Source organism: Bradyrhizobium sp. Kon37, from assembly GCF_055807535.1.
In genome coordinates, this window is record NZ_JBVVOY010000036.1 from 1 (window position 1) to 17586 (window position 17586).

Consider the following 17586-nt stretch of genomic DNA (forward strand, 5'->3'; position numbering starts at 1 on the left):
TTGACCTCCACAGTCAGCTTGTAACGATAGCTCTCGCTTTTCCCGCATCCTGCGAGACAGAGCGCAAGGAGGGCTAAGGCGCCGAGGCGCAAAGGGGCAAATCGCATCTGGTCCACTTGGTTGCATCCAGCCCTTCAGTCAACCAAAAGCGTCACGCATGCTGAATTTTCAGTATGTGGGCCGAAGGTCAGCTATTGGGTCACAATGCGAAGAACTCAACCTGAGCAAATCTGGTCCGGCATGCCTCGGTGAGCGGACCTCGTGGAACGCCGCCGCCACTTCGCTAATGGGCCAACAGCAGACATGCCCCGGGTACCGTCAGTCTGGAGTGTCCCGGCTCATTCCTATGGCATGGAAAGTCTTTCCGCACGATGAGGTCTCGACGAACGCCTCATAGAAGGGTTCTTTTGGGTTCTTGTCGATCTCGGCCTGAGGCATTCTGTACACGACACGGACATAGCGGATTTTGTATCCGAGCAAGGCATCAAGAGATGAGTTGCTCGGTTGAAAGCCTGGTATCGAGCAGCAATTTGGATGGGTTGCTAAGTAGGATCTCGGCGTGTCTTTGGGCAAGTAGTCGCCGATCCTGTAGGCTTCATGGGAGATAGCAGCCTCGAACAGCTCTTGATTGGAGAGATACCGCATCTGGAGATAGCAAAATCCAGTGAGGTTCAGGACGAGCAAGGGGAAGCTGGCAATGATCATCAGCCCGATAAACTTGGCCATGCGATCCCTCAAATCTCTGCCGCGCCTGGCATCTGCCCAAGATAGCCGAACCTAAATCTTACAATCCCCGGCGCTACAAGCGTCGTTTCTGGCACAAATAAGCAATCCGGCATCGGACATGTGCGGTCTTGCCCGGGCTTGTGAGGATCCCGTGCAAAGAAGACAGCTTTGGGTCACAAGCGGTCCTGGACCAACTGCGGGTGGCAGGTCAGCTAGGGGCCAACTAGAGGCATACTCCTTGAAGTTGCCACTCAATTTGGTCTCTACTATTGGGAGCCCTCGGGGATTTATATGCCGGAGCAGCAATATTCCCGTCGTGAGGCTGTTTCATCGCTGGCTGCTACAGTCGCCTGTGCATTGGCCGGCCCCATCTCCGCGACCGCAGAACCAGCTTCCGCGGGCGAGACGCAAGACTGCGCCGGACCGATTTTCTCCACTACAGGTCCAAACGCCGAGCTGTACGGAGCCAAAGATGGTTATCCCCTTCCCGACATTATGGAGGCGCGGAGGCAAGGCGACCCTTGGGAGCCAAAATACCGTGTCGGCGCATTCACTCATATCGATAAGATCTATCCAACACGGCTCATCAAGCGTGCTGTGACGCCTTGGAAGTTCAAGTGCTCGAAGGCAGAAGTTTACTACAATTTTCAGGGAAGCAAGCTTTCGCCCCTCGACTACATGTCGCGCAATCCGGTCACTGGCCTGCTGATCGCGAAGGACGACCAGATTATCTTCGAGCGCTATCAGTACGCGCGAACTGATCAAGATCGGTTCGTATCCCAGTCGATGGTCAAGTCGATAACCGGACTGTTGATCGGGATCGCCATCTCGGAGGGCGCGATCAAGTCAGTCAATGATATCCCCGAAGGTTATGTGCCGGGCTTTATGGGCAGCGAGTACGGCAGGACGCCCATTCGCGACCTGCTGCACATGTCCTCAGGCGTGGATTTCGGTGAAGCAAGAGACGGAGGACGTGACCTCAATCGCCTGTGGAACGGTATGGGGATCGCGTTCCCGGACACGAAGTTGGGCACGATTAAGAGCATCGTGCAATTCAATCAGCGAATCGCCCCAGCGGGAACGAGATTTTACTACGCCAGCATTGAAGCCGACGTGCTCGGCATGGTGCTTCATAGTGCTGTTGACAAGTCAGCGTCTGACTATCTGCGCGAGAAAGTATGGGAGCCGATCGGCGCGGAAGCGGATGCCAATTGGTTGGTAGACGCAGAAGGATTTGAACTGGGACACTTCGGTTTCAATGCCGTTCTGCGCGATTACGCCCGGCTCGGGCGTTTGCTGGCGCATGATGGCGCGTGGAATGGCAAGCAGATCGTTCCGACGCAATGGATGATCGATGCGACAACCGGTCGAGCTTCGGATGGCTATCTGCTACCGGGCGTGGCGACGAAAAGATTTGGTTACGGTTATCTTTTGTGGCTGTTTCCCGGTGAGAGGCGGCAGTTCGCGTTGTTAGGATTCAAAGGCCAGTATATTTGCGTTGACCCGACCTCCAAGATTATCATGGTGCACACCGCAATTGAGGACCCGGTACATCGAGACGAGCCATGGGCCTTGTGGTCAGCACTGGTCGATCAGCTAGGCTGACAGTAGCTCGGAACAAAGTCGGCATTGACCGCTTTGGGTCACAAGCGGTCCTCGGGCGGATGGGCACGGCAGGTCGGCTGTGGGCCGATAGCGGAAATGGCTTTTGGCTTACACAGATGCCTAGTTAAGCACGTGGTCCATCCGCGATGACGCACGCAGGCAATTATTCATCACTCGTCTTCGTTTGTCGCCTGTGCAACCGTCGCTCGATCACTTCGCCTAGTGCCGTATCCGGTGATTTGCGAAACGCCTTCAGCTTCTTCATTCGACCTTTGCGCAATGCTTGCGACTGGGATTCATCGGCAACTTCGTCCGCAACGGCCCCCTGCGCAGCGATGAGGGCTTGGCTCACCGCCCGCCGCTCATCCTGATGCGAGAGCTGCTTGCTGCGCGGAATGTTCTTTCGACTGCTCTTCTGATTTTCGCCGTAGGTGTTTCGTCAGTCGTTTGTGTAGCTCAGTTGCTTCTTTTCCCGTGGAGTTTTGACCTTACTCACAGCTTGCCTCCGAGCTAGACCGCGGATGACGGGGCGGCCGCACGTCCTGCTCGTATTGATCGATAACCGCTCACGTCACCATCGACCAATAGCGTTACAATTTGGTGGTCGCCAGGTCCGCTCCGGCTCGGAAGCGGCCGATCACGACCAAGCAGCGCGCCGTCCGCTGTAAATTAGCGGGCGCTCACGAGCGCCCTCGCCTACGCCGTCCGCAACACCGGCGCCGGCGGCTGCGATGGTCGGATCAGCGCGAAGGCGACCTGGATGATGCCGCCGGCCAGCCCCAGCGCGACGCCGATGCGCCAGGCCATCGTATACGAGCCGAGCGCGTCGTAGAGCACCCCTCCCCCATACGCGCCGAGGAAGCTGCCGATCTGGTGGCTCATGAAGGCGAGGCCCTGGATCATCGCCTGCCAGCGCAGGCCGAACATCTCGGCCACCGCGCCCGCGACCAGCGGGCCGACACCCATCCACAGGAAGCCCATGATCGCGCCGAACAGCAAGGTCGAGGCAGGCGTCGCCGGCAGCATGAAGTACCAGGCCAGCGCGAGTGAGCGGAAGACGTAGATGCCGCCGAGCAGTGCGAGCTTGTTCCAGCGCTGGCCGGCCCAGCCGAAGAACAGCGAGCCGAGCACGTTGAAGCCGCCGATCATGCCGAGCGTCTGTGCGCTCAGCATCGGATCGAGGCCGCAGATCGCGAGATAGGACGGCAGATGCGTGGTGAGGAACACGAGCTGCATGCCGCAGACGAGATAGGCGCAGGTCATCACCACGAAGGACGCGTTGCCGAAGGCGGTCTTCGCTGCAATCATCGCCGTGGCATCGACGATCTCGTCAGTCGCGGGCTTCGGCAGCGGGACAGCGTCGACGCGCCCGGCATACCAGGCCGCCGGGATCATCAGCACCGACATCACGACGAAGCCGGCGAGCCCGACGCGCCAGCCGAAGCCCTCGTTGAGCATCTGCCCGATCGGCGCCGACAGCAGCGCGCCGAGCGAGCCAGCGCCGGAGACGATGCCGAGCACGGTGGAACGCACCGTCGCGGGCACCGCGCGCGCCGCCACCGACATCGCGATCGCAGCCGCGGTGCAGGCGAGCGAGGTGCCGATCAGCACGCCGGCACCGATCATGATGGCGACGAGACCGTTCGCGGTTGCCATCAGCACCAGGCCCGCGATGTACATGAACGAGCCTGCGATCATGATGGGACGGAAGCCGTAGCGCGTGGTCATCGCGCCTGCGAGCGGCTGGAGAAAGCCCCAGGCGAGGTTCTGCACGGCCAGCGCCAGCGTGAAATCGGAGATCGACAGATGGATGTCGTGGGTCAGCGGCTGCATGAAGATGCCGAGGCTCTGCCGCAGCCCCATGCTCAGCGTCAGCATGATCGAGGCGCCGATCAGGATGGGCAATGTCGGGCGCAGGATCTGCAACAGGGGCATTTTTCTTCTCCCTCATCGGCGCGGCGCGGGCGCCGTCGTCTGCAATATCAGTTGATTTTGGTTACACAGACCTGTGTACTTAGGCTATGGTTAGCGCGCGCTGTCAAGCGAACAGGACATTCACCGCCGCATGGCTCCCCCGCCCGCCCCACAGACGATGAAAGAGCGGATCCTCGAGACCGCCGACAAGCTGTTCTATCTGCAGGGCATTCGCGCCATCGGCGTCGACACCATCGCGGCCGAGATCGGCATCTCCAAGCGCACGCTCTACAACCACTTCCCCTCCAAGGACGCGCTGATCGCGGCCTATCTGGAGCGCCGCTTCGTGCAGCCCCGCCCATCGGACAAGCCCGCGGCGGAGCAGATCCTCGCCACCTTCGATTCGCTGGAGCGCCGCTTCGCCGCCAAAGACTTTCGCGGCTGCCCGTTCGTGAATGCGGTCGCCGAGCTTGGCCCGGCCGACCGCGCCGTGAAGAAGATCGCCATCGCCTTCAAGGAAAGCCGCCGCATCTGGTTTCGCGACCGCCTGAACGAGCTCGGCATTGCGAACGCGGAGGCGCTCGCAACGCAGCTCGTGCTGCTGGTCGACGGCTCGATCGCCCAGGACCTCGTCCGCGACGACCCCGCAATGGCGCGTGCCGCGAAGGAGGCGGCGACGGTGTTGTTGCGGAATGCGGGGGTGGACGTGGGAGACGAGGCTGCGGTGAAGCGAGGCGAGCGGTCGGCCCGGCATCCCTGACGCAGCTGAAGGGTCAACGCGATCCGCTCGCCGCAAGAGGGCGGATGGGAGAGCACGTACCGCAGTCTCCACCCCAGTTTGCCATGCTTCACCTTCGACCTCTCCAAGAGAGCGCGCCGATATCGCTGAGGGAGTGCACGCGGCGCAGGTTTCCATGCGGGAACTTTTGTGCACTTTTACACTTATCTGTACTGTCGCGATGGTGCGCGACAGAGGGTGGGGCCGGTGCAAGATAGCCAATTGTTGCTAGTCCTCATTGTAGAGGACGAAGCTCTCATCCAAGAGATGGTGGGCGAGGCCCTCGTAGACGGTGGATTTCAGACCGAGATTGTTTCATCAGGCGAGGACGCGGTTGCCCTGCTGAAAGGCGACCCCACCAAATACCGCGCGTTGCTCACCGATGTTCATTTGGCCGGTAAGCTCACCGGCTGGGACGTTGCAAAGCAAGCCCGAGAGATCAATCCAGAGATGCCGGTGGTCTATATGACCGGCGCTGGAGCCGATCAGTGGCCCTCTCACGGCGTGCCCAATAGCGTTCTGCTGAGCAAGCCCTTCGCGCCCGCCCAGGTCGTTACGGCAGTATCGCAGCTGCTCAACCAAGTCCCACCTTCGCATTGATCTAGTCTTGATCAAAGTCGGCTGCCGAGGAAAGCTGGGGTGACGCATGAGCGATGATCCACCGACGTCCGAGCCAGAAGTGAAAGTCCGCGAGAGGGATGAGAACCATCGAAGAGTATGCCGCGAACGTCCGCGAATTGATCAGGAAGCTCCGCTAGAAGCTGAACTCCTGAAGCGAGTGGAGGAAAAGGAACCATCGTCATTTCGGCGTAGTTGACCTTCTTTACACTGGAGAAGGTCATGAATCGAAAAACGCTTCTTCTTACAGCCGCACTGTCCTTCGCTGTTGCCGCGCCCGTCTTCGCACAAGGCGGCGGTGGTGGTGGTGGTGGTGCCGGCGGAGGCGCGGGTGGCGCGGCGGCGAGCGGCGGCGCGTCCGGATCATCCGCGAGCTCAGGTGCAGGCACTGGCACGTCTGGTGCCGCCAATGGAGGTCCCTCGGCCCCATCCGGCATGGGCACAAACGCAACCTCAACCGGCGCTCACACCAACAACTCTCCAACCAATCCGAACGTTCAGCCCCCGACGCCGAACGGCAACACCGCGAGCACACCGGCCGCACCAAGCAGCTCGGGCACGGGCAACACCGCGTCCGGGTCGACACAGACGGGCACGCCAAACGGGACCGACAGGTCCGGCATCACGGCCACCAACGGTGCCAACAGCGACAACAAGGGCCAGATGAGCCCCGCGGAGCAAGCAAGAACGGGGACCAAGACGCTTCCGCAGGATCAAACTCCAGGAGCCGTCAGTGCGCCCGGCGTTGGCGTCGGTCATGCGGCGAACGGTTTGCCGATCGGCACGCCCGGCTCGGGGACCAGCAACGTCGATCAGAAGTGACCCGGACTTTCTCCATCTCCACAGGGCCCGCTACGGCGGGCCTTTTCTGTGACGTCCCGAAGGGAGTGGACGAGGCATAGGGCTGCGAGGGCGAGACATGGAGTAAACTTGGAATCAGGCGGCCCTGCCGATACACTGGTTTCTTTTTGGGGCGCGCCCATGATTAGGTTTTCGTCGTTGCTGCCAATTTCATTTCTGATCATCTGCACCCCGGCCTGGGCCGACGAGATGAAGATCCAATTCACCTTTGGACCTCCCCGGCCCTGCACCACCGTCTTTCCAAATCCCGAAATCAAGATGAAAAGTGTTCCGCCCGGCACGCGCACGATCGTCGTCAAGTTTCGCAGAGAGAAGAACTACGAGATGGGCGGCCAGGAGATCCCATTTCCTTCAGACAACATCGTGAAGCCGGAGAGCTTACGAACCTGGGGCCCCTGCAATTCCGGCCTGTACACTTACGAGATCATCGCAAAGTCCAGCACGGGCGCGGCCCTGGCCAAGGCAGAATGGTCGGAGCCGTATCCTCCCTGACTTGAAGGGTGGACGCCCGCTGGTCCGCCGTGGCGTGCTTGATTCCCCGCCTGCGCGGGGAATGACGGCGGAGTTCGTGGGATGATCGGGATGCTAGCAGGATGCTCCTGTTTTGCCCGACGAGTCAAACGGCATTGCTGTCTGCATCAGCCGTTTTGCCACCGCGTAAGCTATTGATCCGACTAGTGTCGGCTACTGTGCATGGGGTTGTTTTCGCGCTTTTTTTTTTTGCGCCGGCCTGTGCAATCGGCCTCACGCCGCGTGCGACACCACGCGATTGCGGCCGTCGTGCTTGGCGCGGTACAGCGCGGTGTCGGCACGCTTGAGGACGTCGCCAACCGCCTCGCCCTTCTGCTCCAGCGTGGTCAGGCCGATCGAGATCGTGACCTCGATGCGCTTGGTGCCTTTATGGATCGCAAAGGGCTCGCCGGCGATCGAGCGGCGCAGGCGCTCGGCGACCATGCCGGCGACGTGGAGATCGGTCTCCGGCATCACGATGACGAATTCCTCGCCGCCGTAGCGGCAGGCAAGGTCGATGCCGCGGATCGACTTGCGCACCCGCACGGCGAATTCGCGCAGCACGTCGTCGCCGGCGTCGTGGCCGTAATTGTCGTTGATCGACTTGAAGTAGTCGATGTCCAGGATCATCAGCGCCAGCGGCTTGCCGCGGGTCGCGGCCTGCTCGGCCAGCGTCGCGAGATGGCTCTCCATGTAGCGGCGATTGTGCAGCCCGGTGAGCGCGTCGGTGATCGCCATCTCGATCGAGTTCTGCACGTTGTCGCGCAGATGGTCGGTGTAGCGGCGGCGGCGGATCTGGGTGCGGGCGCGCGCCAAGAGCTCGATCTTGTCGATGGGACGCAGCAGATAGTCGTTGACGCCGATCTCGAGCCCACGCAGCAGCCGCGTCGCGTTCTCGGGGTCGGCGATCGCCAGGATCGGTACATGCCGCGTGCGCTCCAGCGAGCGCGCCTGGCTGCACAGCCTGAGGCCGTCGAAATTGTTGAGGTCGAGCGAGACGATCAGCAGATCGTAATTGCCCTCGGCGGCGTGGAACAGCGCCTCCGTCGGATTCGGCTCGACGTCGATGGTGTGCTCGGCGGCGAGGATCGTCGCCAGCCGCTCATAGGAGGACTGGCGGTCGTCGACCAGCAGGATGCGGCCGCCCTTGCCGGTGTCGGAGATTGCACTGCGCTCGGGCGCCTGCATGCCGATCTCGAGCGAGGTGATGGCGCGCATGCGCAGCTCGTCGGTCATCATCTTCAGCCGCGTCAGCGAGCGCACGCGCGCGATCAGCACGACGTCGGAGACGGGCTTTGTCAGAAAATCGTCGGCGCCGGCTTCCAGCCCGCGGTTGCGATCGGACGGGCTGTCGAGCGCGGTGACCATCACGACGGGAATGTGGTGCGTGGCCGGATCGGTCTTGAGGCGGCGGCAGACCTCGAAACCGTCCATGTCCGGCATCATGACGTCGAGCAGGATGATGTCGCATTCGGCGCGGGCGCAGATCGCCAGCGCCTCGGTGCCGTTCGCGGCGGTCATCACGTCGAAATATTCGGCGGACAGGCGGGCTTCGAGCAGCTTGACGTTGGCAGGGACGTCGTCGACGACGAGAATACGCGCGGACACTGTGAACTCACTTCCTATCCGATGAAACGTCGGACCGTCTCAATGAATTTGCCGACCGAGATCGGCTTGGACAAATAGGCCTCGCAGCCGCCCTCGCGGATGCGCTCTTCGTCGCCCTTCATCGCGAACGCCGTGACGGCGACGACGGGAATGCTGCGCAGCTCCGGATCGTCCTTGATCCAGCGCGTCACCTCCAGGCCCGAGACCTGCGGCAATTGGATATCCATCAGCACGAGGTCGGGCCGCATCTTGCGAACGAGGTCGAGCGCCTCGTAGCCGTTGCTGGTGCCGGTGGTCTGGTAGCCGTGCGCCTCCAACAGGTCGCGGAAGAGCTTCATGTTGAGCTCGTTGTCTTCCACGATCAGGACGGTCTTAGCCATCCCGCCCTCCTGATTGGTCCGCAGACCGATGCATGTGACGCCTCAGGCGCCGGTCGCCGGCGCTTCGAAAACTGGATTCAAACTAGCCTCGAATTCGCTTGAGTTTCGTTAAACCCGAGGGCCAACTTTCTGCGATGTGGTTTCCAGTTGCTTGTCGGGGGTCGCAAGACTTGGCAACAGACTTGGGCAAGAGACTTGGGAACGAGACTCGGGCATGGTGACCCCAAAGTAGACACCTAAAGTTAACGGAAAGGCAAACCGGCCACGTGAAAAAGCCTGTTCACAACCCGCGCGAAGTCGCTGAAATCGTTGCGCTTCAGGCGCTGTCTTTCGTCGCGGGCGAGCCCGAGCGGCTGGGCCTGTTCCTGGCCGAGACAGGGGTCGGCCCGGAGATGCTGCGCAAGGCCGCCTCGGACCCCAATTTCCTGCTCAGCGTGCTCGATTTCGTAATGCGCGATGACGCCACCGTGAAGGCCTTTGCCAGCACTGCGGAACTGCATCCGACCAACGTTGCCGCAGCGCGGCAGGTTCTCGGCGACGCGCTCGGCGACCCCAATTGGGAGCGCGACGTGCCGTGACCTCCCGGGAGACGGCCGGCCCCCGCTGCTTCTGCCGGGATTGTTCGGCCGATCTGGATATGGGCGTGCGGCGCTGTTCCGCCTGCGGTTCCCCCCGCCTCGCCCGCCACCGCGCACTCGCAAGCCTGACCATCGCTCATATCGACTGCGACGCCTTCTACGCGACCGTCGAGAAGCGCGACAATCCCGACATCGCCGACAAACCCGTCATCATCGGCGGGGGCAAGCGCGGGGTGGTGTCGGCGGCCTGCTACATCGCGCGCACCTACGGCGTGCGCTCGGCCATGCCGATGTATAAGGCGCTGGAAGCCTGCCCGCATGCGGCCGTGATCCCGCCGAACATGACGAAATATGTCCGGGTCGGGCGCGAGGTGCGCCAGGCCATGCAGGCGCTGACGCCGCTGGTCGAGCCGCTCTCGATCGACGAGGCCTTCCTCGATCTCTCCGGCACCGAGCGGGTGCACGGCATGATCCCGGCCAAGGTGCTGGCGCGGTTCGCACGCAACATCGAGCGCGACATCGGCATCAGTGTCTCGGTCGGCCTCTCCTGCAACAAGTTCCTGGCGAAGATCGCCTCCGACCTCGACAAGCCGCGCGGGTTTGCCGCGCTCGACCAGGAGGAAGCGCGCGAGATGCTGGCCGACAAACCGGTCGGTTTCATTTTCGGCGTTGGACCCGCAACGCAGGAGCGTCTGGTGCAGCGCGGCTTCCGCATCATCGCCGACCTGCAGAAGGCCGACGAGATCGAGATGATGCGGCATTTTCCGAGCGACGGCCGCAGGCTGTGGCGGCTCGCGCGCGGCATCGACGACCGCCGCGTCGAACCCGATCGGGGCGCCAAGACGATTTCGAGCGAGACGACGTTTGAGACCGACATCCGGGATTTCGCGACGCTGGAGAAGATTCTGTGGCGGCTGTGTGAGAAGACGTCGTCTCGCCTCAAGAGCAGCGAGCTCGCCGGCTCGACCGTCACGCTGAAGCTGAAGACCGCCGATTTCCGCCAACGCACGCGCTCGCAGTCGATCACGGCCCCGACGCAGCTTGCCGCAAAGATCTTTTCGATCTGCTGCGAGATGCTGGCGAAAGAGATCGACGGCACCGCCTTCCGCCTGATGGGCGCCGGCGTCAGCGCATTGCGCGAGGGTTCGGTCGCCGACGACACCGACATGCTCGACCGCCGTGCCGCCCACGCCGAGCGCGCGGTGGACAGCTTGCGTAAGAAATTCGGCAGCGCCGCAGTGATCCGCGGCATCGCCTACGAGGGGCCGGAAAAGGCGCAGGAGTGATGACAGGCGAACGCGATCTCGACGCACTGCTGAGACACATGAAGCCGGATCTGCGGCCAGGCATCTTCGTGTTCTGCACGATCCCGACAGGCCAGTCGATTCCCGCGGCGCTCAGCCCCTTGCTGACGTTCCGCGAGCAGGAAGGAACGACGCTGGTGATCCCGCGCGAACAGGCCGAAGCGGCGGGACTACGCTACGCATTCGTATCGTGCCTGATCACGCTGACGGTTCACTCCGCACTCGATGCGGTGGGCTTTCTGGCGGCGATCACGGCACGTCTCGCCGCAGCCGGGATCAGCGTGAACGCCGTGTCGGCGTTCCACCACGATCATCTGTTTGTGCCGGCTGACAGGGCGGACGACGCGATGGTTCTTCTGCAGGAGATGTCCAAGGCTACGCACTCGTAGCCCGGATGGAGCGCAGCGCAATCCGGGCAACGGGAAAGATCTCAATCCGCGACCGCCACCGCCTCGATCTCGATCATCCATTCCGGCGCGGCGAGCGCCGAGACGCCGACGAGCGTGCTCGCCGGCGGCTCCATGCCTTCGAAGAAGGCCGAGCGGGCCTTGCCGATGATCGGGCGCAGCTCCGGTTTGTAGTTCACGACGAAGGTCGTGATCTTGACGATGTTGGCGTAGCTCGCGCCGGCTGCTTTCAGCGCGTGCCCGAGATTCTGCATCACCTGCGTGGTCTGGGCCGCGATGTCGCCTTCGCCGACGATCCGCCCCTCCTCGTCTACCGATACCTGGCCGGAGATGTAGATCGTCCGCGCCCCCGTGGCAGTGACGACATGCGAATAGGCGGGATTATGATGCAGGCCGCTGGGACGGAGATGATCGAGCTTGGGCATGTCTGGCCTCCCGGATGTTTGTGGTTGGGAGGGAGCGTAGCCAGAGACCGCGTTGCAGGCCAGCCCTCAATTGCAGGGCTTGCTGTCCTTCGCGTCGAACTTGCCCATCGCGCCCGAAATCACAAAATCATTGTAATCGAGCACAAGCTGGCGCGAGACGCCGTTCTCGTAGAGCTCGAACGCCATCGCGTAGACCGGCGTCTGCTCGCCTTCCTTCTGCTGGGCCTCACGGTCGAAATAGCTGACGGTGACGGGCCAGCGCTTGAGCGACTTCATGTGCTCATCGGATGTTGAGGGATCGGGCGAACCTTCGCGCTCGGCCGGGATCGGCTGACCGATCACGGTCAGCGTGTTGTAGACCTTCTGGCCATCGTCAGAGCCGTCATAGACGGAGAGCTCAAGCAGCGACTTGCCGTCCTTTGCGGCGGCAATGATGCGCTGGATCTGTTCGGTCGGAAACACGATCTTGCCGTCGAGCGTAAAGCTCTTCGGCGCCGGCAGCTTCAGCTTGACATTGATGTGGTCGCCGTCGCGCTCCGCCGAACCGTCGACCCGGCCGGCGTCAGCCTCGTTCATCCGCGTCTCGATCTTGAAGCGGTAGCTTTTACCGCCGGCGTCCTCCCAGGAATTGGAGCGGAGGTCGCTGAGCGTGACCTTGCCCTCCCCGCTGTCGAGCTCGGAGACCTGGCGGAATTCGGACGTGTAGCCCTCGCACGAACTTCCGGTGAAATTGTAGAGGATGCGGCCGCGCGCGCTGTTGATCGAATTGGAGCGCGATTTCACCAGGCTCAAATCATAGAGCGCCTGGTGCGCGAGGAACGGACCGTTCGCGGCCAGCGCCCCGCCTCCGGGGGCGAGAGCGGCCGCCGCGAGCGCCGTCACACCGAGCGAAGTCCGGAAAAGGTGCAGCATGTCTGGTCCCTTGGGGAAAGCGCAGATTCGACATTTTAATGAACGTTCCATTGCGTCGCAACTGAGGCCGTTTCACTTAAAGTTGCGGCCTTTGCGTTGAACCTCCTGCCCTGCCTCAACAAAATCCCACCCCGAGGGTTGCTTGCATGTGGCGGCACGATGGGCGAAACAGGGCCCGCCCCGGGCTGCATCGGATGCGCCGGGGCTGATGGATTTTTGGACAACGAGGTCGGACATGGCGGGCACGGTCGAGCAGAAGCTGGCGGAACAAGGCATCAAGCTGCACGAGGCCCCCACCCCCGTGGCCAATTACGTCCCGTTCGTGCGCACCGGTAATCTGCTGTTCGTCTCGGGGCAGGTCTGCTTCGATCCGGCCGGCAAGCTGATCGCCAAGGGCAAGCTCGGCGCCGGCGTGACCATCGAAGAGGGCGCGGCGGCCGCCCGCGGCTGCGCCGTCAACCTGCTGGCCCAGGTCAAGGCGGCGCTTGGCGACCTCGACAAGGTCGTGCGCGTGGTGCGCCTCGGCGGCTTCATCAACTCGGCGCCGGACTTCCTGGACGGGCCGAAGGTCCTCAATGGCGCCTCCGACCTGATGGTCGCCGCCTTCGGTGACAAGGGCCGTCATGCCCGCACCACCGTCGGCGTCGCCTCCCTGCCCGCGGATGCGGCGGTCGAGGTCGAAGGCGTGTTCGAGGTCGCCTGAGGCGAATGCGCGCTCCTGATTGGCTGACAGCCCGCCCGGTCGCCCATCGCGGCCTGCACGACATTTCCCGCGGCATCGTCGAGAACATGCCGGGCGCGGTGCAGGCTGCGATTGCGGGCAATTTCTCGATCGAGGTCGACATCCAGCTCTCCGCCGACGGCGAGGCCATGGTGCATCACGACCATGCGCTCGGCCGCCTGACCGAGGCCACCGGCCCGCTGGTCGAGAAAACCGCCACTGAACTGAAGGCGCTCACGTTCAAGGACACGGCCGAGCGGATGATGTCGCTCAGCGACCTCTGCGCCCTTGTTGGCGGCCGCGTGCCGCTGGTGATCGAGGTCAAGAGTCATTTTGACGGCGACCGCAAGCTGGTGAAGCGGATGGCCGAGGTCCTGGCGTCCTATGACGGCCCCGCCGTCGGCATGTCCTTCGACCCGGACCAGGTGCTGGCGTTGCGGGAGCTGCTGCCCTCCCGCCCGCGCGGCATCGTCGCCCAGCGGAGCTATGGGGACGAATACTGGGCTTACCTGACCCAGGAACAGCGCGATAGCATGCTGTACCTGCGCCACGGCTTCCAGACCCGGCCGCAGTTCGTCGCCTTCAGGGTCGACGACCTGCCCGCCCCCGCCCCCTGGATCGCCCGCAATGTGTTCGGCTGCGCTCTACTGGGCTGGACCGTGCGCACGACCGAGCAGCAGGCGCGGGTCGCGCAACATGCGGATCAGATGATCTTCGAAGGCTTCGTACCGTAGGCTTGATGTTTCCCACTCTTGAAGTCGCTGCTGCAATGCACGATCTTGGGCCCGATGGCACCATCCGAAATAACCCTTGAGGCCGTACCTTCCATTGGCGAAGTATCGCCGGACGACTGGGACGCCTGCGCCAATCCCGGCAAGTCTTGCAACGGGCATGACAGGGGAACCGCATCCGGCCTTCCAGGCGATTCTCTCGGCCTCTCAAAGCCTGCCTATAACCCCTTCGTCTCCCACGCGTTTTTATCGGCCGTTGAGAAATCAGGTTCGGCCACGATCCGTACCGGCTGGGGGCCGCGGCATCTCGTGGCCAAGATCGACGGCCGCGTCGCCGGCGTCGTGCCCTGCTATCTGAAATCGCACTCGCAAGGCGAATATGTCTTCGACCGCGGCTGGGCTGATGCCTATGAGCGCGCAGGCGGGCGCTACTATCCGAAGCTGCAGGTTTCGGTTCCCTTCACGCCGGCCACGGGACCGCGGCTTCTGGTCCGCGACGGCGTCGACCACGCGCGTATCACGGAGGCACTGGCGAGCGGGCTGGTGGCGCTGTGCGGCGTCAGCAAGGCTTCCTCGGTCCACGTCACCTTTGCCCGCGAGGCGGAGTGGAAGCTGCTGGCCGAGCACGGCTTCCTCCAGCGCACCGACCAGCAGTTCCACTGGCACAACGAAGGTTTTGCGAGTTTCGACGATTTCCTGGCGACGCTGAACTCCCGCCACCGCAAATCGATCAAGCGCGAGCGGCGCGATGCGCTGGCAGCCGGAATCACCATCCACTGCCTCACGGGCAAGGACATCACCGAAGATGCCTGGGACGCCTTCTTTCAATTCTACATGGAGACCGGCTCACGCAAATGGGGCCGGCCTTATCTGACCCGGGAATTCTTTTCGCTGATCGGCGAGACCATGAGCGATGACGTACTGCTGGTGATGGCCCGTCGCAACGATCGCTGGATCGCGGGCGCCATCAACTTCATCGGCTCGGACACGCTGTTCGGCCGCAACTGGGGTGCGGTCGAGCATCATCCCTTTCTGCATTTCGAGGTCTGTTATTATCAGGCGATCGACTTTGCCATCAAACGCGGCCTGGGGAATGTCGAGGCCGGTGCGCAGGGCGAGCACAAGATCGCACGCGGCTACCTTCCGCGAACCACCCACTCCGCTCACTTCATCGCCGATCCGGGCTTGCGCCGTGCCATCGACGATTACCTCAAGCGCGAGCGCGCCTATGTCGCAGAAGCCGGACGGGAGCTGGCCGAGCTCGGCCCGTTCCGCAAAGGCGCCGACGAGGCGCCTTGACGGTACACTGCGGCTGGTGACAGTAAGCGCAAAATTCCAGGGAGCCGCCGCCATGACCGCCTACGACCCCAACAACATCTTCGCAAAGATCCTGCGCGGCGAATTCTCCTGCCACAAGGTTTACGAGGATGAACACGTGCTCGCCTTCCTCGACATCATGCCGCGGGTACCGGGCCACACCCTGATCATTCCAAAAGCCCCTGCCCGCAACATCCTCGACATCAAGCCGGATGACTACGCCCATGTCGCCCGCGGCGCGCACAAGATCGCAGCCGCGGCGATGACGGCATTCAAGGCCGACGGCATCACTGTGCAGCAGTTCAACGAGGCCGCCGGCGGACAGTTGGTGTTTCATCTCCACATGCACGTGATGCCCCGCCACGACGGCGTGGCGATGCTTCCGCCCGCCAGCCGCAAGGAAGACGTCAAGGTGCTGGAAGAGAACGCGACCAAGCTGATCGCGGCGTTGAAGGCGGGCTGAGTCTCAGCTGCCGTAGCCCGGATGGAGCGAAGCGCAATCCGGGATCGTTCCCGCATTCCGCTGCGCTCCATGTGGGCTACGATGGCAGCCTCTCACTCCGTCTGGAAATCCCCCGGCTGCGGCGCGGCCAGCGGCGTGAACTCGCAACGATCCGGCTTGATGTCGATCAGCGGCGTGTTATCGAGACAATCGAGCCCGCGCACCAGAATCGCGTTGCCCTCGATACCGACGAGCTTCACGATCGACGTGCCAATCGGATTGGGGCGTACCGGCGAGCGCAGCGAAAACGTGCCGCGAGTCTTCTCGTTGTTCTTCGGGCTTTGCAGGACAATGTCGCGGCGCGACTTGTCGAGCCAGTAGAGCACTTCGAGATTGCTGTAGAAGTCGACGCCCTTGATCGCCGGCACGAACGGCTCGAAGATCTCGAGGCGGCATATCGGGCCGTCATGCCGGCCTTGGCGCGGGGTCTCCATCCGCGAGTTCCAGGGCGTGCGGATGCGCCCGATGAAGACGAGGCCGGCATCCTGCGTCGGCGGCAGCTCGATGGAGACTTCACCCTCGCGGAGCTCGTTTTCGCGAACCATATTTCCAATTCCCTGCTATTCGCCGGCGGTTTTAGCCCAACCACCACTTGCCGGCCAGCATGAAGACTTCGCCCGCGACCACGCCCGCGAAGATCGAGCGGCGGGTCAATAGGAAGACGACCAGGCCGGCGCCGACCGCACCGTAGCGCAAGGCGTCCGGCACGCTCGCAAGCGCCCCGGGCGGCTCGACCACGATCTGGGCGATGACGCCGGCCAGGATCGCGGTGGCGACCGCCCGTACCCAGACCAGAAGCTCGGAGCCCTCGTCGATGCCGCCGCCAAACCACAGGCCGAGCATGCGCCATATCTGGTTGGGAACAACGCCGGCGACGAACAGCACCGCCAGCGCGTGCCAGTCGCCAATGAGCTGCGCAAAGCTCATGCGCGCACCTCCCGCCACCAATGCACGCCATAGGCAATCGTGCCGGCCACGAGGCCGCTGACGAGGATGTCGAGGCCGGAGTTTATCTTCGCGGCCAGCGGATAAAGCAGAACCCCGAGCGCGAGTGCGACGACATCGGCGACCTCGCGACTGTTGCGTGCGGTCGAGAACAGGAAGGACAGCGGCGTCAGCAGCAGGATCGCGGCGCCAAGCGTCTGTGTCAGATTCGCGGCAAGGAAATAGCCGATCGTGTTGGCGGTGAGACACACCGAGACGAGACCGAAGCCAAGTCCGTTGACAAAGGCGATCCGGCGCTCACGCGGTACCTGCGGCAGGAAGCGATGGCATTCGACCCACAGTGTTACCGCGGTGAGATGCGCCGCGAAAAACAGCTCGCGCCGTTTCGTCGTCGGCGTGCGCATCAAGGGCAGCACCGAGACCACCATCGGAAACAGGCGGACGGCGCTCACCGTGACTGCGATCGCCGACTGGATGATCGTCGCGCCGGAGCCGAGCGTGGTGATCAGGATGATCTGCGCCGGCCCCGCCCAGACGAACAGCGTCGAGCAGAGCGCCCATAGCAAGCTGAAATGGGTGTCATGGGCGAGCGCGCCAATGCCGAGATAGGTCGCGAACAGCACGAAGGTGAGGATCGTCTGCGTGATCGAGCGCAGTCCCCACGCAAAGGCGCGCCAGGGACTTTGCCATTGAGGTGAATCGAGCGGAGGAAGCGCCACGGGAGTCTTGGCCGGGTGAGGAATC

At 62.9% G+C, this 17586-nt stretch carries 22 protein-coding genes; 12 read left to right on the plus strand and 10 right to left on the minus strand.

The annotated features are described in order from the left end of the window. Positions 1–318: 318 nt before the first annotated feature. Positions 319–726 (minus strand): hypothetical protein, encoded by a 408-nt coding sequence (locus AC0L3J_RS34595; protein ID WP_473350055.1) that lies wholly within the window; start codon positions 724–726, stop codon positions 319–321. Positions 727–1017: 291 nt separating this feature from the next. On the opposite strand from AC0L3J_RS34595, the gene AC0L3J_RS34600 reads away from it, so the two are divergent. Further along, on the plus strand, positions 1018–2331 hold the full coding sequence (locus tag AC0L3J_RS34600) for a serine hydrolase domain-containing protein (RefSeq protein WP_473350056.1): 1314 nt from the start codon (positions 1018–1020) through the stop codon (positions 2329–2331). A gap of 163 nt (positions 2332–2494) precedes the next feature. Here AC0L3J_RS34600 and AC0L3J_RS34605 read toward each other — a convergent pair whose 3' ends face one another. Then, entirely contained in the window at positions 2495–2683 is a 189-nt protein-coding gene (locus AC0L3J_RS34605; RefSeq protein ID WP_473350057.1) for a hypothetical protein, read from the minus strand. A 344-nt stretch (positions 2684–3027) separates the two neighbouring features. Beyond that, positions 3028–4266, minus strand: coding sequence for an MFS transporter (locus AC0L3J_RS34610; RefSeq protein WP_473350058.1), 1239 nt, complete (start codon positions 4264–4266; stop codon positions 3028–3030). 130 nt (positions 4267–4396) lie between these two features. On the opposite strand from AC0L3J_RS34610, the gene AC0L3J_RS34615 reads away from it, so the two are divergent. The 4 genes from AC0L3J_RS34615 to AC0L3J_RS34630 all read left to right on the plus strand — a co-directional run bounded on the left by AC0L3J_RS34615 (position 4397) and on the right by AC0L3J_RS34630 (position 6994). After that, positions 4397–5005 carry a TetR/AcrR family transcriptional regulator gene (locus AC0L3J_RS34615; RefSeq protein WP_473350059.1) on the plus strand — a complete coding sequence of 203 codons (609 nt, stop codon included), beginning with the start codon at positions 4397–4399 and terminating at the stop codon, positions 5003–5005. Positions 5006–5245: 240 nt separating this feature from the next. Continuing rightward, entirely contained in the window at positions 5246–5623 is a 378-nt protein-coding gene (locus AC0L3J_RS34620) for a response regulator (RefSeq protein ID WP_027518408.1), read from the plus strand. 240 nt (positions 5624–5863) lie between these two features. Next, on the plus strand, positions 5864–6463 hold the full coding sequence (locus AC0L3J_RS34625) for a hypothetical protein (RefSeq protein ID WP_473350060.1): 600 nt from the start codon (positions 5864–5866) through the stop codon (positions 6461–6463). 108 nt (positions 6464–6571) lie between these two features. Beyond that, the gene (locus tag AC0L3J_RS34630) at positions 6572–6994 is read left to right on the plus strand and encodes a hypothetical protein (protein ID WP_473350061.1); all 423 of its coding nucleotides are present in this window, start codon (positions 6572–6574) and stop codon (positions 6992–6994) included. A 252-nt stretch (positions 6995–7246) separates the two neighbouring features. On the opposite strand, the gene AC0L3J_RS34635 is transcribed toward AC0L3J_RS34630, so the two are convergent. Then, positions 7247–8620 (minus strand): PleD family two-component system response regulator, encoded by a 1374-nt coding sequence (locus AC0L3J_RS34635; RefSeq protein WP_018455158.1) that lies wholly within the window; start codon positions 8618–8620, stop codon positions 7247–7249. A gap of 14 nt (positions 8621–8634) precedes the next feature. After that, complete coding sequence (locus AC0L3J_RS34640) at positions 8635–9000, minus strand: response regulator (RefSeq protein WP_007603272.1); 366 nt, start codon at positions 8998–9000, stop codon at positions 8635–8637. A gap of 266 nt (positions 9001–9266) precedes the next feature. Here AC0L3J_RS34640 and AC0L3J_RS34645 point away from each other — a divergent pair, with 266 nt between their 5' ends. The 3 genes from AC0L3J_RS34645 to AC0L3J_RS34655 are packed head-to-tail and all read left to right on the plus strand — an operon-like array spanning position 9267 to position 11271. Next, positions 9267–9578 (plus strand): DUF3572 domain-containing protein, encoded by a 312-nt coding sequence (locus AC0L3J_RS34645; protein ID WP_456769577.1) that lies wholly within the window; start codon positions 9267–9269, stop codon positions 9576–9578. Next, entirely contained in the window at positions 9575–10864 is a 1290-nt protein-coding gene (locus AC0L3J_RS34650; protein WP_473350062.1) for a DNA polymerase IV, read from the plus strand. The genes AC0L3J_RS34645 and AC0L3J_RS34650 overlap by 4 nt, the downstream gene beginning before the upstream one ends. After that, a complete protein-coding gene (locus AC0L3J_RS34655; protein WP_473350063.1) occupies positions 10864–11271 on the plus strand; it encodes an ACT domain-containing protein in 408 nt (135 codons plus the stop codon). The genes AC0L3J_RS34650 and AC0L3J_RS34655 overlap by 1 nt, the downstream gene beginning before the upstream one ends. A gap of 41 nt (positions 11272–11312) precedes the next feature. On the opposite strand, the gene AC0L3J_RS34660 is transcribed toward AC0L3J_RS34655, so the two are convergent. Together AC0L3J_RS34660 and AC0L3J_RS34665 are read right to left on the minus strand one after the other, a co-directional pair. Beyond that, positions 11313–11714, minus strand: a complete 402-nt coding sequence (locus tag AC0L3J_RS34660) for a RidA family protein (RefSeq protein WP_085351382.1) — start codon at positions 11712–11714, stop codon at positions 11313–11315. A gap of 66 nt (positions 11715–11780) precedes the next feature. Further along, positions 11781–12626, minus strand: a complete 846-nt coding sequence (locus AC0L3J_RS34665; RefSeq protein ID WP_473350064.1) for a cell envelope integrity EipB family protein — start codon at positions 12624–12626, stop codon at positions 11781–11783. A gap of 235 nt (positions 12627–12861) precedes the next feature. Between AC0L3J_RS34665 and AC0L3J_RS34670 the strand changes: the two genes are divergently transcribed. From AC0L3J_RS34670 to AC0L3J_RS34685, 4 genes are read left to right on the plus strand one after another with little or no spacing between them, the layout of a single operon-like run. Next, positions 12862–13329, plus strand: a complete 468-nt coding sequence (locus tag AC0L3J_RS34670) for a RidA family protein (RefSeq protein WP_007603263.1) — start codon at positions 12862–12864, stop codon at positions 13327–13329. Positions 13330–13334: 5 nt separating this feature from the next. Continuing rightward, a complete protein-coding gene (locus tag AC0L3J_RS34675) occupies positions 13335–14081 on the plus strand; it encodes a glycerophosphodiester phosphodiesterase (protein ID WP_473350065.1) in 747 nt (248 codons plus the stop codon). 54 nt (positions 14082–14135) lie between these two features. Next, positions 14136–15377 (plus strand): GNAT family N-acetyltransferase, encoded by a 1242-nt coding sequence (locus tag AC0L3J_RS34680; RefSeq protein ID WP_473350066.1) that lies wholly within the window; start codon positions 14136–14138, stop codon positions 15375–15377. 52 nt (positions 15378–15429) lie between these two features. Further along, positions 15430–15858 carry an HIT domain-containing protein gene (locus AC0L3J_RS34685; RefSeq protein WP_473350067.1) on the plus strand — a complete coding sequence of 143 codons (429 nt, stop codon included), beginning with the start codon at positions 15430–15432 and terminating at the stop codon, positions 15856–15858. 92 nt (positions 15859–15950) lie between these two features. Here the strand turns inward: AC0L3J_RS34685 and tsaA are convergent, their stop codons facing one another. From tsaA to AC0L3J_RS34700, 3 genes are read right to left on the minus strand one after another with little or no spacing between them, the layout of a single operon-like run. Next, positions 15951–16442 carry a tRNA (N6-threonylcarbamoyladenosine(37)-N6)-methyltransferase TrmO gene (tsaA, locus tag AC0L3J_RS34690; protein WP_473350068.1) on the minus strand — a complete coding sequence of 164 codons (492 nt, stop codon included), beginning with the start codon at positions 16440–16442 and terminating at the stop codon, positions 15951–15953. A gap of 31 nt (positions 16443–16473) precedes the next feature. Next, a complete protein-coding gene (locus tag AC0L3J_RS34695) occupies positions 16474–16824 on the minus strand; it encodes an AzlD domain-containing protein (RefSeq protein WP_007603256.1) in 351 nt (116 codons plus the stop codon). Then, positions 16821–17561: an AzlC family ABC transporter permease gene (locus tag AC0L3J_RS34700; protein ID WP_473350069.1), complete on the minus strand. Its 741-nt coding sequence runs from the start codon at positions 17559–17561 to the stop codon at positions 16821–16823. Before AC0L3J_RS34700 ends, AC0L3J_RS34695 begins: the two co-directional genes overlap by 4 nt. Positions 17562–17586 lie beyond the last annotated feature (25 nt).